Raw genomic sequence first — 13,950 nt, 5'->3', positions numbered from 1 at the left:
TTGCGGAGAGGACCGGGTTTCCTCTTATTTGGGTCTCTTGGCGATTTCCTGTCTGACTTTCACATACGTAGTGGATACTTTTTGCTCCAGTGTGTGGATATGTTGTTTTGTGCCTGCCCACTTCTCTGCTGCAGACGCCAAGGTGTTCAATGAGCTGAGTACACGTGACGGTTGGCCTTGCTTTGTGCTCTGTTTGAACTGTTGCAGGGCGTTTGCATATCGTTCTTTCGCCAGACTCGTCTGTTTTTTAGCCGTTTGAATCTGTTTCTTCGCGGAGTCGGCCCCTGCTAGCATAACTCGTAAACGTTTTATTTCAGCGCTCTTCCGTTTACGTGCTTCAGCAAGTTCCTTTTTCTTGATCCGGATATCTTCTCTGGCAAGCTTCACAACGGGTCTCAACGTCTCTGCCTGAGTACGGATTGCTGCACTCCATTCCTTATTTTTGATGGCTTTGGCTGCATCCAACTGTCGATTGACTGAACTATAGAGGGCGAATAACGGTTCATATCGGGCTTGGGTTTGCTTTACCTTTTCAGCTAAAACTGCGACCTTCGCATCATCGGTTTGTCTTATTTCTACACGTAATCGTTCCAATTCCGCGGTATTGGTGGCATGAAGTGTCTTTATTTTTTGTTCCCAAACCTGCTCTTGTGTCTTCCAGTTCCCCACTTTCTCGTACGCTTGCTTCAACGTTAACTTGGTTTGTGCATCGGCTTTGTTCAATACGGAGTCCCAGGCTTTTTGCGCGGTTACGCCAAGATCTATATCCGCTGCCTCGACTGAAGAAGCAAAGTAGATCGTGCTTGCGCTGAACAGAATCACAAGCCCTATAAGCAGACGTGATCCGAAAATAAGATGAATCAACGATGGCCATTTGCTACGTTGGACGTTACTTTGATTCATCATGTGACTACGGCTACCTGCTATTGGAGAAGGGAATAGAATGTCACTCGTCTCCATTAAAGCTATTTCTTCTGTAGATATATCTTCGATATGCTGTCGCCCCTTCTTCTCTTCTACTAAACCGTGATGTTCTATGAAGTTATGAGAGCTTGATCGTTCCAATAGGGAACAACATACCATGGCCTCCTGTTCATTTATCGTTTCCTTCCATGCTTCTGTTTGCATGCGTCTCTACACCCTTTCTTCTAAAATATTTAGCAGAATAGCCAACGAAATCATCGAACGACAAAAAAGCACCCGCAAGTCAGGCATTTGCCTGCTCTTACGGGTGCTTCCCTCATAAGCCGTTCCATATGAGATTCGATTGAACGAGTTGCTCGAACCTTTCATTTTTCTAATATATTCCATTCGTTGTATCTGGTCAAGTCGTGCTAGCTTGACTGTTCTAATATCTGCCCTTCAATCAACGGGAGAACCCTTCCCGCTTATAGTTAACAACTGATACAGCTCAGCTTATTGATTGACCAAAATAGCTTTCATTTCCTCGGTCAGATCCTCTTCTTTCAGCATCATATAGATGTTCGACCCCCTTACCGAGTTAAGCTTAATTTGGTAGACCGTATCCTGATCGGTGTAAAAACCGGTTCTTTGTCGCAGTAGCAGATCGCTGATTATTTTTTTATTTTTGGTAGCGACCTGTCTGTTACCATCGATATTTACATCCACAAAATTAGGCTCAGGATACACCATTCTGTATTTACCTGGATTATCAATCTCCTGTTTAACAAATTGGGCAGAAGCCATATCCTCAGCCGATACCGTAAGTTGATCATAGAGATTGTTCTGTTTGAGCCATTCCATCAAGCGGCCATAGCTTGCCTTAAACTGATAACTCACACTGTGGCTCGGTCGATCCAGCTTTTCTTTGGAAGATGCTTCATCAAGATAATCCTGATAGACTTCTATCGAAGCGAACGATTCCCATGAGGATAGCTGGTCCTCATATGTCTGATTGAGTATTTCAGACTTCAAAAGTTCCTTGAATTCACGAATCAGCTTAGGATCGCTAATGAATACTTTACGCTCCGAGTTGAGACTGGATCGAATACCAATACTGCGAACATCTTCATCCAGTGCATAGGTGTCATAAGTCGTTGATTTATAATCTTCCCACTGTTTTACCTCTGCTAATTCCTGCCTGAATTCTTCTTCGGGAATCTGATACCTACGTGTCATCGTTTTCCCATTATTGAGTTGGTAGTCGATCAATACATATTCATCGTTGCTTCTGTTCTGACCGCTGTTCTGATTACGTACTCTTTCGAGCAAAGGCAGATCGGAGTGCACAATTTTCTGATGCAGTGCAAGCACAGCATCCACATAACCCGGAGTATCTGAATAAAATGGGCTATCATCCAGTTTTACACTTTTATCATTCACATAGATGTAATGGTCTCCTCCCAGTCGTACCATTTGTACATTTTCCTTTGAGGGCACATTATTAGCGTAACCGTTCCAATCGGCTACAGGGATATACAAAATTAATCCTGCCACGATACCATATACTGCAAACCGGGGGAGTAACCTGCTGCTCCAGATGAGCCATGTTTTACGTATAATCATCTCAGCACCAATATAACCAACCACACCACCTAGCAGATAACCAAAAATACCCCATACACCTGATCCTTCGGGAGCAATTCTGGTAAAGTAGGCACCTCCTAATAATACCAATGTGAACATGAATCCAAAACGGAAGATGGGTTTGACGATCCTGAACGTAATTGCTTGTGTCGCCGACTCTACATGTCTTCTCGCATACAGCACATAACACAACACGAAGAGTATACAAGTTATAGCCGCATAAATTACCAATTCCCCCCATTCTGGAGGATAATAACCCATAGAGCTCATTCGGAAGAGCAGGGATGTTTTTTCCATGTTAAAGTTACTCGAATTATTGTACGTAAAGCCAAGCAAATAACGTTGTAAATGAAGCTCATAAACTCCCCAGAAGATCACCGGAATTAATATTAGACCAAAAACTGTAAGTCCTTGCAGAATAGATTGGCCTATACACATTCCCACGGCAACCGTCAGGGTAAACATAAACAATGAGAAGATGCTCATCGTCACGCCCCACATCCAGATATCATGACCACTGAAAATATAGGATGGTTGATCGAGCACCGCCCATACCCACCCGGTAATCCCGGTGGTTATCCAGATCGGAAGCAGAATCATGACATATCCAGTCAACAGATTCATCGTTAACAGATGTTTACGCTGTAATGGCAGACTGTGGTATAAGTCCGCAGGTGCACCAGTTTGAATATAGCGGAAGAGTAGCAGAGCTATGGCGACAGGAAATGTCAGCGCAAATAGCAGATGAATTTCATTGGCCTGAAACAAACTGGTGATTTCCAGAGGTACTTCTATATATTGTGTTCCAATATATAAAGGTAACGAGAACAACAATGTGACGAGAAATAAAATGCCTATCCATCCATGCTGTCTGAAATTTTGGATCAGGATGCCCCGGTTACAGAACAATCGGTTGAATATCATACCCTGCGTCCTCCATTTCATAGATAAAGATTTCTTCTAGTGTAAGTGGCAAAACATCCAGCAGATATGGATCATGTATACGGAATTGATCGGTCACCTGTTGTCGGTTGCCTTTGACAATATACAGGGATACGCTTCCCCGTTTCTCTTCATGCAAAATATCAATCTGCTCCTCCATGGCTTTGGCATGGTCCGGGTGACGGAAAGCAACTTGGATTTTATGCGTATCCGCCTTCAGATCATCGAGATCCTTCTCTACAATAATTCGGCCTTTATGCATAATCGCCACATGGTCACACAGATCTTCGATCTCACGCAAATTGTGGGACGAGATGACAATGGTTACTTGACGCTCAGCCGCTTCCTGGAACAGCAGGTTTTTAATCTGCTGCCGCATGACGGGATCAAGGCCATCTATCGGCTCATCCATCAGCAGCACTTCAGGCATACAGCTAAGTCCCAGCCATACAGCTGCCTGACGGCGCATGCCTTTGGACATGCGATGCAACTTGCGTTTTACATCCAGTTTGAACACGGTAGCCAGTTGCTTGAACCGTTCCTCATTCCAGCGCGGATATACCGAACGATAAAATGCAGCCATCTGGGTAATTGAAGATTGCGGGAAAAAGTAGGGCGAATCTGCCATAAAAATTGTGCGGCCTTTGATATCCATATTTTCATAAATCTCAGTACCCTCGATACGAACAGTTCCGCTGTCCTGACGGTAAATGCCAGCTATCATTTTGAGCAACGATGTCTTACCTGCCCCGTTGGAACCGAGCAAACCATAGATTGACCCCTTATGTATGTGCATCGTTACGCCATCCACTGCCTTTTCCTGTTCAAATGCTTTGACGACTTGATTCAGCTCAATCATGAGGCTCCTCCTTCTCTATACGGGCCATCGCTTCCTCAAACAAAAGCGTCATATCCGCTTTGGTTAAACCAGAATATGAAGCTTCTGCAATCAACTTCACCAGAGACTCTCTGATCTCATCTCTCATGGCTTCATTCGGATGTTCCACTGACGATGATACGAAGCTCCCTTTTCCCTGCAAAGAATAAATGTAACCTTCACGTTCAAGCTCACGATACGCTTTCTGAATCGTATTTGGATTCACGGTCAGCTGCGTGGATAACGCACGAACGGAAGGAAGCTGCTCGTCGGGCTTTAGAATACCGTATACGATCATTTCTTTGACTTTGTCCACTAGTTGCTCGTAGATCGCCTTACGGCTGCGTACATCTAATTCGAACATCCCGCACCTCCTTTCTGTAAATGTGTGAAACAACCTATGAGTTTAAATGACTGTATCTGAGGTGTATGTGTAGTTATCTAGGTGTAAAAAGGCATTACCTAAGTTGTACAGCTGTACGTATTCAACCCTTAGGTGTATTAACTGTACTACTATTATTAATACAGTTAAATCAGATTGTCAACCGTTGACTTTGACTTCTTGTTTTATTGGGAGTACGTTAGTAAAGAGAGGTTATATGGTTTATTTGACATATCAAATAATTGGAAGCAAGTTCATTTCGACTTGGGACGGGGCACGATCAGATGGCATTCACATGAGGTTAGGCAAAACGGCTATCTGAAGCGAAGTGGCTAGATGTGGCTACTTGAAGTGATACGGCTACCCAAAACCTTTTGCTGACCACTTTTGATAGAATTACATGCCAAGGTTGTTCAGGTCTTTCCCCTTCCGTTATGATGGAGATAAATTATGTTCAGTAATCACTATGTCTTTGTTACTTTTTTGTGCGCGTTTAATCTGATTGATTGTTAGGTCTGTTATTCGTTATATATGTTGTGTTGTGTTGCGTTATAGACCTATTGTCTGCACAAACGGTTAGCCTTACAGCAGACAGCTATTAGAGTTAGCAAGACTGTGTATTTACTTTAAATTCGGGTTTGCACAAATGAGCTATTATGTAGTGGTCGAGTGTAGACTGGACCCGTTATTCGTTTGGTCTGTTGGTCTAACATCCGAAGGTCGATATATGATTAGCGTTGATTGGATTGGGGCAGTCTTCAGCCTTTTTAATCGTTTATCTGTTCGTTTGGAGGGCCAACTCGTGCTGTCCGCACTGAGCATACATATTGTAGATATGTCTTTCAAAGGGTGGACACGGACATGAGAAAGCACTTCGGAATTGATATTCTACATATAGATCATTTTTAATTTTATATCTGAAAACATCTATATGTAGTGTTTCATATTCCTGGATGGATATAGTATCTTTCTAGAAAAAGTGTCCACTCTTTGAAAGACAAAATTAAGATAAATGTCCTTTTGTAGTGGACAAATATATGCCCGAATTCCATTTATATAAGTTGAACTATAAATTTACACAAAAATATACAAGGCAATAATAACTCAAAGAAGTGTAGCTAAAAGCTTGTTGTAAGAAAGATACTATGGAGGCATATGCTACGCCTCTAATACCTCATAAGGAGAATCCGAGATGAATGAACATAGACAGGATGAAGATCAGAATAATAAATCAAACGCATCATTCGAGACTAGTGACCAACAGGGAGAATTAAGCGGGGCAACAACGACTTCAGATACTAGTCCGGTACAAGCAAATTCATCACAACGTGTGTTAATTGTAACCGCGGTTGAGGCGGAAAAAGATGCGGTCCTCCGTGGTTTAGGAGACACGGCCGCGGAACGTTTTGACGTCATCGCTGCGGGCGTTGGCCCAGCCTCGGCCGCAGCAGGAACAGCCACTACATTGGCATATGCCGTAGCGGCTGCAAGTACTAGGGCATTGGCGCAGGGTTCCACTACGCCAAGCCCATCCGATGTGGCACAGGCATCTGCCACATCTTCAAGGCCGGGGCCCCTTGCCGGAGCCGGATCTTCACCAGCCTACATGCTGGTGATCAGTGCCGGCATCGGCGGCGGGTTCCCCGGCCGGGCGGACGTCGGCTCCCTCGTGGTAGCGGACGCCATGGTTGCCGCCGATCTGGGCTCGCAGACGCCAGACGGCTTCCTTAGTGTGGACGATCTCGGATTCGGCTCGTCCATTGTGGCGGCGGACGCGGAGCTTGCCGCTCGCCTGCGCCATGAGCTGCAGCGGGCTGGGCTCGCTGTCAGCGGAGGCACTGCGGTCACCGTGTCCACGGCGACCGGAACAGCGGAGACAGCCGCGGAGCTATTGCGCCGCGTGCCGGATGCCGCCGCCGAAGGTATGGAAGGCTTCGGCGTGGCAACAGCTGCCCAGCAGTTCGGCGTGCCAGCACTCGAACTGCGGGCCATATCCAACGCGGTCGGTCCACGCGACCGCGACGCTTGGCGCATCAAGGATGCCCTCGATGCGCTTCAGGCCGCAAGTTCCATTTTACGGGAGGTTATTACATCATGAAAATTGCATTTTCCCCTTGTCCAAACGATACATTTATCTTTCACGCGTGGGTGCACGGATTAATCCCGGGCGCACCTAAGCTGGATGTCCGTTATGCTGATATTGATATTACCAATGGTCTGGCAGCAAATCCGGATGGACCCGACACACCTGAAGTGATGAAAATATCTTATGCAGCACTGCCATACGTGTTATCTGACTATGCTCTGCTTCCTGCTGGAGGCGCACTTGGCAGAGGCTGTGGTCCTTTGGTTCTGACCGCAAATGGCACGACCGATCCAGCATATCTGTCTGGACGCCGGGTTGCTGTGCCAAGTGAACGCTCGACAGCTTATCTATTATTCCGTCTGTGGGCAGCGCAAAATGTTCCTGGCGGTGTAGGCGAGATTGTTGTCATGCCATTCGACCAGATCATGCCTGCTGTTCGTGACGGCAAGATCGATGCCGGACTTGTCATCCATGAAGCACGCTTCACGTACCAGAATTATGATCTCAAACTAATGACAGATCTCGGGAACTGGTGGGAAAGCGACACAGGCCTTCCGATCCCGCTTGGAGCGATCATCGCACGTCGCAACATGGATGCTCATGCCCTCGCCGGATGGGCACGCGCGTCGGTTGAATATGCATGGGCGCACCCGGATGAGTCGAGAGCATACGTTATGGAACATGCCCAAGAAATGGACCCTGACGTAGCTGCACAGCACATTGGACTGTATGTTAACGAATTCAGCGCCAACCTGGGTGATGATGGTTACGGTGCAATCACTGCACTGCTTGGCCGCGCCATGAAAGAAGGACTCGTTCCCGAGTTCGACCTTAATCTGTTGCGAATCTAACTTTGATTTAATTTGAGTTAGTTTCTCTCGCTCTATATCTAAAGAACACAGCACATCTTATTTAGCCGAATAACGTGGTATGAGAATTCTAAAGAATCTCAGACACCGTATTCGGCTAAATCTCGTTCAAATTGCCGATAACTCTCACACTCAAGCACAATAACGATCCTACGATTCGTTAGAAATTGGTAAGTGCAGATTTTCCTAGAATAGCGTGTGCTCGGTTCGTTAGAGTCCGTTCCAAGGCGTTCTGATGAGCAAGCTTTGTAGAAGCCTATTCGGGGATTCGAAATTTAAGTGGTTTGTAAAAGTAGACTTTGGGTGCTACAAATTCGCAGTTTTTTTCTCTTACGAACCCAGTGCACCTTATCTAGCTAAATATCATGCTACGAAAATTCTAACGAATCCCAGACACTCTATTCAGTTAGAAATGGGTCATATCACCAACAAATTCGCTTCATTCCATCCAATAACGATCCTACGATTCGTTAGAAATTGGTATGTGCAGATTTTCCTAGAATAGCGTGTGCTCGGTTCGTTTGAGTCCGTTCCAAGGTGTTCTGAGGAGTAAGCTTCGTAGAAGTCTATTCGGGGTTTTCGTGGATACAAACCACTTAGCTAGCCAGGGTGATGGTGGTGTCCTGGCGTCTTGTTTCTTAAGAGCTTAGTTACTTAGGGGTAGTAAAGGTCGCATCCAGGAGGGCAACGAATCGGAGTCTGTCCTTTAACTGCCCCGTACCTGTTTTGCTGAATTCCTACCTTCCAGCAACAGTTATATAAGCCTTACCGGGTTTCGGATTTGAGGTTTGCGGTTTGCAGTTTGCAGTTTTAGAGTCTAACCTTTAACTAGGCAAAAAACTTTCATCAAGATAACTGCTGCAAACTAGTGACCTCACTAACCATGTTGGACTACACTACCCATGACACATGACACACGAAATAGAAAGAGCTGTTCCCTAACGTCAGACTTATGACGGTGGGACAGCTCTTTTTTTCACTTTATATTCAACTTCATATTTATACTCATATCCAACACTCTACTCAACCCAAGATCGAAGCGGAAAGAAACCCATGCAACTCCACGCTCTCCACGTCATCTTGAACCCTACTGTAACCCATCCCAACCCACTGCTCTCCCTCTCGCAACGGCGGTCTACGAATCCAACCAACCATCGCCTACGATCTGCTGCAACCGCAGCCGAACAATCGGAACCATCCCTATGAATCAGCCACAACCGTGCGAATCATGATCCGCAGCGCATCCAGCATCATGGGAATAGGCAGCGACGGAACGGAAGGCTGCAACACCGCCATCTCTGTTGAAGCGGGAAAGTGTACAAATCCGGCACGGATCGGAAGTTGCCCTACTCGAATATAATCCAGCACCCGGTACATTGTATTGTTGCAGATATATGTACCTGCTGTATTGGACACGGTAGCAGGAATACCTGCTGCGGACATGTCATTCACCATGGCACGTATGGGCAAGGTGGAGAACAATCCATCTGGGCTGCCGTTTACAATTGGCTCGTCCACAGGACGCTGTCCCTGGTTATCCGCGTAGGAGCCAGGCGGAATGTCTTTGACATTCACGGCGATCCGCTCCGGTGTGATGGACGTTCTGCCCTTGGCCAGCCCACAGGCGATGACCACATCTGGCCGATAGGCTTCCATCTCTGCGATCAGCAGATCTGCACATTCATCAAAGTGCACGAGCAACAGTACTGTTTTTAGCTCAGCACCCTCGATCACTTCGTTTGCAAGAGCATCCATTAACGCCCCCGTCGGATTCACCGCATCCCCGCCAAAAGGTTCAAACCCGGATATCAGAATCTTCACCATCACACGTCAGCTCCTGTCTGTTACTCCGATTTGTAACGTAATCCCCACTGGCCCCGAATCGTATCCATCAGCTTCATGATTTCCAAGGATTCGTCCAGTTTAATGGTGTTGCTCTCCGTCCGACCTTCGAGGATACAACGTCCCGCTTCTTCTGCCTCAAAAGCATAACCAATGCACGTTCGATCATCGGTGAACTTCTCGGGCTCGTCCTGACCATTCACATGCAGATAGGCTTCTTTGCCCGCCAGGAATAAAGGAAGACGAATCTTGCCTTCCGTACCGTATATGACTGCTTCATTGCTAAGGTTCAGACGAATGGCAGCACTCAGTGATGCAGAACGTCCCTCAGAATAGGACAACAACACGGAAAACTGCTCGTCCACACCCGTCTCACCGATATTGGCCGTACTCCAGACATGCTGGGGCTGTTCGCCAAAGATCATCGAAGCAAAAGAAATGGGGTACACCCCCGCATCCAACAATGCGCCCCCACCCAGATCCGGATTAAGCAACCTTCCTTCCGGCTCCCAGCCGACACGGAATCCAAAGTCTGCCTGAAGCATACGTACTTCACCGATTCGTCCTTCTGCAATCCATGCTCTGGCTTGAGCGATCGGTGGCAAAAAGCGTGTCCACATCCCTTCCATCAGGAAAAGGTTACGCTCCCGTGCCGTCTCCACCAGTTGCTCCAACTGACGTGCATTCATCGTAAACGGCTTTTCACAGAGCACCGCCTTGCCTGCCTCCAGACAAGCCATTACATTCTCCTTATGCACAGGGTGAGGTGTTGCCACATAGATAATATCTACCTCAGGATCTTGCAGCATCTCATCATAAGAACCGTAAGCGCGTGCAAAACCATATTCAGCTGCAAACTTCTCCGCACTTCCCGCTGTCCGTGAACCTACCGCTGCTTTCACTGCGTTCCCCGCATGCTCCAAATCCCTTGCAAACTGGGATGCAATCCATCCCGTGCCCATAATGCCCCAGCGTACTTTGTCCCGTCCCACTACTTCTGTCATATTTAAAGCCTCCCTACTGCAATTTGAGTTGAAAAGGTTCATGATTCTGATCAGGCCAACATGTTATCCCCTTTATTTTACCAAAAAGAAACGCTTACGTCAGAAAACGATTTCGATTATGTGCTTTCAATAGAATCCAAGCTCATCAGGGCCTCGAACATATCTGTATACATTTCAATTCTCCAGTAGATTTGCTAAGATTATCAGCAGACCTTGGCCAAGAATTCTTGTCCCTAAGCATACTTGTTACTAACGACAATCTGGTTAAACTATCGATCACATCTGATAACAGGATCAGGATCATATACCCTGTGCTATTCATAAAACATCTGACTATACTGCAAACGCGCTTTTGACAAGACAGCCAGTAATCATAACATCATGCAAAACGCATCAATAGACATTCAAGAAAGACGTTCAGGTCCGAGAAAATATAGTGCGTTCCAGATTCAATCATTACCTAAACTGTTCAAAAGAAAGGAGGACGCATAACATCATGACTACCATCCCTGGTACCGCCCACAGCTGCATGAATCCACACATGTTGCATCAGCAGACAAGTCCCAATGCAGAAAAGGAATCCTCAACCCGAGCAGATCTGAATGCATTCCTGAATGATACCCTGATCGAACTTCGTCAGGCAGAACATATTATAACCCGTGGGGAATGGCGCTGGTCCACAACTGAGCTGGCTCATCATACCTTCATATACATGCACAAATTCACAGGCCAACTGATCATGAATGAGATCAAATCTCATGTGGTTCGCAAATCAGCCTGTCTGTCCCTACCAGGAACTGCAATTGAACTGATTAGTGATGATGACCATGATATTGAACTGTATATGATTCACTTTGATCTGTATCGGGCTACGGAGAAAACAAAAGCCAGACGAATCTACGAACGTGAGCTCAGTTCACCTGTTACAGGCTGGATTCAGGGCCCGTTTTACGGTATACAGCGCATTGCCGCACAGCTTACACAATTAAGCAATGAAGGTTTGGAAACAGGCCTCAAGGCACAGCTCTTCCTGACGGAACTGTTACATATGCTCTGGCCCCAAGAAGACCAGACTGACGTAGGGGCTGGGCAGGATGAACCCGAACAGTGGCTCAGGTCCACCCTGCAATACATGCGCGAAAACTATATGCACGAGATCAAGCTCGAAAAGTTGGCTGAACTGGCTGACATGCACCCGTCCTATTACTCGCAGCTATTCAAGAGCCGCATGCAGAAAAATCCGATTGAATACATCACTCATCTGCGTATGAACCGGGCCAAGGAATTACTGCTCACTTCCGATCTGCGTATCCGGGATGTGGCTCGTGAAGTGGGTTACCGTGACGAGTTTTATTTCAGCCGACGTTTCCGAAACCATGCCGGTTATGCGCCAACTTCCTATTCGAAGCAGGTCCACCGAAATATCGTGTCACTCTCCTATCCATACACGGACCACCTGATGACACTTGGCATCACGCCATGCGCAGCTCAGATCCAAGGCCATCTTCCTCATATGCCCAAATCGCTGACGCTGCCCTTTCACGCCTATGAACCTTGGGAACAGGGACGTCAGGCTTTCCTGGATGTGAATCCCGAATTGATTCTGACCAAGGACAATGCAGCTGCCAAAGCGATGGAGCATATTGGCGATGTCGCTCCCATCATCACGATTCCCTGGAACCAGACTGACGTCTTTGGTCATCTGCATCAGATTGCATCCATTGTGGATCGTACCCAAGCAGCGACAGATTGGCTGGATCGACATGAACGCAAGACAGAGCGTGCACGCAAAAAAATCAAGGAATTCGTCGGGGACATCACCGTTGCTGTTGGCACGTTAACGCCTAAAGGTCCACGGATGTACAGCCATCGGAACTTTGGACATGTCTTTTATCGAACCTTGCAACTGGCCGCTCCTCAGCGTATTCAGACCGAACTGGCTGGCAAATCTCCCGGCGTTGGATTCAACTGGCTGCCCTTCACACCAGGAGAATGGGACGGACTGGAGGCAGATGTGCTGGTACTGGCGATTAATTCTATGCATGAAAAGGCAACACTGTTGAAAGAGATGGCTTCGAATCCACTGTGGAACAGCCATCCTGCGGTAAAAAACGGACGTGTACATCTCATCGACTGGAACTCATGGGTTGTATATGCTCCATATTCCATCAACATCCAGCTCGATGAAGCGCTCTCTATGTTGACGAACAAACCTTCACTTTTGTAATCTAAAAAATGTCCATCTCCAAAATCTTAATTTATGCCATGTACGGGCCTGAATTAAGATTTTATAATGATCACTAATTGATAATGATAATCAATAACAATGAAATACGTTGTTGGTACCAAAGGAGTGAACCGTATTCAACATCCGGGACTGCCACATCGTCCGTCTAATTCAAGAAAATCTGCAGTGACTGTTGGGCTGACGTTTTTGTCTGCCATAGCCATACTGCTGCTAAGTATGTTTGTCGCAATCTCTTTAGGTGCCAAAGGGTTAACGCTGGAAACCGTATGGGCTGCCATATTTCAGTACAACCCAGCTTTGACACCACATCAGATTATCCATGAGCTGCGGTTGCCTCGTGTCCTTGCCGCGGTTATGATCGGCGCTTCCTTTGCTGTTGCAGGAGCTTTAATGCAGGGCATTACACGCAATCCGCTGGCAGACACAGGCATTCTGGGCATCAATGCTGGAGCCACTTTTGTCGTAGCACTGAGCTTTGCCTTTTGGCCCGGACTGCCATACGGCTGGATTATGTTTTTATCATTCATGGGGGCTGTTCTGGGCACACTGCTTATCTTCCTGCTTGGAATGGCAGCACCTGGTGGTCTGAATTCCATTAGACTGACCGTTGCCGGAGCCGTTATTGCAGCCATGTTAACCTCGCTCAGCACAGGCGTTGCCATTTATTTTGACCTGAGTCAGGATCTGGCCTTCTGGTATGCGGGAGGTTTCGGTGGAATAGAATGGCGGCATCTCAAGCTGATTCTTCCCGTGCTGCTCGCCACACTAATACTGATTATGCCACTTGCCCGGCGTGTATCGCTTATGTCACTCGGTGAAGAAGTGGCGATTAATCTCGGGATCAACCTGCGCTGGACGAGATTAATCGCCCTTGCAGCGGTTGTTGTGCTGGCTGGTGTGTCCGTGTCGGCAGTAGGCTCCATTGGATTTGTCGGACTGGTCATCCCTCATATCTCCCGCAAACTGGTGGGTGTGGATTATCGGCTCATCATTCCGATGTCTTCTCTGCTTGGAGCGATATTACTGGTGCTCGCCGATCTGGGCTCACGCATCGTGAACCCGCCCGAGGAGCTCGCGGTAGGCATTATGGTCGCTTTTGTCGGTGTACCGTTCTTCCTCTATCTGGCCCGTAAAGAAAGGAGGGCCTTGTAGC

At 47.0% G+C, this 13,950-nt stretch carries 11 protein-coding genes; 5 read left to right on the top strand and 6 right to left on the bottom strand.

What is annotated here, in order from left to right; genetic code table 11:
- Positions 1-24: 24 nt before the first annotated feature.
- The 4 genes from AC4E8D_RS05675 to AC4E8D_RS05660 all read right to left on the bottom strand — a co-directional run bounded on the left by AC4E8D_RS05675 (position 25) and on the right by AC4E8D_RS05660 (position 4,730).
- Positions 25-1,128, bottom strand: coding sequence for a hypothetical protein (locus tag AC4E8D_RS05675; RefSeq protein WP_221818980.1), 1,104 nt, complete (start codon positions 1,126-1,128; stop codon positions 25-27).
- Positions 1,129-1,416: 288 nt separating this feature from the next.
- Complete coding sequence (locus AC4E8D_RS05670; protein WP_221818979.1) at positions 1,417-3,471, bottom strand: ABC-2 transporter permease; 2,055 nt, start codon at positions 3,469-3,471, stop codon at positions 1,417-1,419.
- Complete coding sequence (locus tag AC4E8D_RS05665) at positions 3,446-4,348, bottom strand: ABC transporter ATP-binding protein (RefSeq protein WP_221818978.1); 903 nt, start codon at positions 4,346-4,348, stop codon at positions 3,446-3,448. The genes AC4E8D_RS05670 and AC4E8D_RS05665 overlap by 26 nt, the downstream gene beginning before the upstream one ends.
- The gene (locus AC4E8D_RS05660; protein ID WP_036606399.1) at positions 4,341-4,730 is read right to left on the bottom strand and encodes a GntR family transcriptional regulator; all 390 of its coding nucleotides are present in this window, start codon (positions 4,728-4,730) and stop codon (positions 4,341-4,343) included. The genes AC4E8D_RS05665 and AC4E8D_RS05660 overlap by 8 nt, the downstream gene beginning before the upstream one ends.
- A gap of 664 nt (positions 4,731-5,394) precedes the next feature.
- Between AC4E8D_RS05660 and AC4E8D_RS05655 the strand changes: the two genes are divergently transcribed.
- From AC4E8D_RS05655 to AC4E8D_RS05645, 3 genes are all read left to right on the top strand, one after another.
- A complete protein-coding gene (locus tag AC4E8D_RS05655) occupies positions 5,395-5,613 on the top strand; it encodes a hypothetical protein (protein WP_490205958.1) in 219 nt (72 codons plus the stop codon).
- A 327-nt stretch (positions 5,614-5,940) separates the two neighbouring features.
- Positions 5,941-6,846: a futalosine hydrolase gene (locus tag AC4E8D_RS05650; protein ID WP_490205957.1), complete on the top strand. Its 906-nt coding sequence runs from the start codon at positions 5,941-5,943 to the stop codon at positions 6,844-6,846.
- A complete protein-coding gene (locus AC4E8D_RS05645; protein ID WP_490205956.1) occupies positions 6,843-7,685 on the top strand; it encodes a 1,4-dihydroxy-6-naphtoate synthase in 843 nt (280 codons plus the stop codon). Before AC4E8D_RS05650 ends, AC4E8D_RS05645 begins: the two co-directional genes overlap by 4 nt.
- 1,218 nt (positions 7,686-8,903) lie before the next feature.
- Here AC4E8D_RS05645 and AC4E8D_RS05640 read toward each other — a convergent pair.
- A complete protein-coding gene (locus AC4E8D_RS05640) occupies positions 8,904-9,527 on the bottom strand; it encodes a pyroglutamyl-peptidase I (protein WP_221818975.1) in 624 nt (207 codons plus the stop codon).
- A 20-nt stretch (positions 9,528-9,547) separates the two neighbouring features.
- Positions 9,548-10,549 (bottom strand): Gfo/Idh/MocA family protein, encoded by a 1,002-nt coding sequence (locus tag AC4E8D_RS05635; RefSeq protein WP_221818974.1) that lies wholly within the window; start codon positions 10,547-10,549, stop codon positions 9,548-9,550.
- 496 nt (positions 10,550-11,045) lie between these two features.
- Here AC4E8D_RS05635 and AC4E8D_RS05630 point away from each other — a divergent pair, with 496 nt between their 5' ends.
- The gene (locus AC4E8D_RS05630; RefSeq protein WP_221818973.1) at positions 11,046-12,776 is read left to right on the top strand and encodes an AraC family transcriptional regulator; all 1,731 of its coding nucleotides are present in this window, start codon (positions 11,046-11,048) and stop codon (positions 12,774-12,776) included.
- A 99-nt stretch (positions 12,777-12,875) separates the two neighbouring features.
- Complete coding sequence (locus tag AC4E8D_RS05625) at positions 12,876-13,949, top strand: FecCD family ABC transporter permease (RefSeq protein ID WP_221818972.1); 1,074 nt, start codon at positions 12,876-12,878, stop codon at positions 13,947-13,949.
- Position 13,950 lies beyond the last annotated feature (1 nt).

It is taken from the genome of Paenibacillus sp. SRL342 (assembly GCF_984798905.1).
Note: the sequence above shows the minus strand (reverse complement) of the source record. Positions and strands in the feature narration are given on the sequence as shown.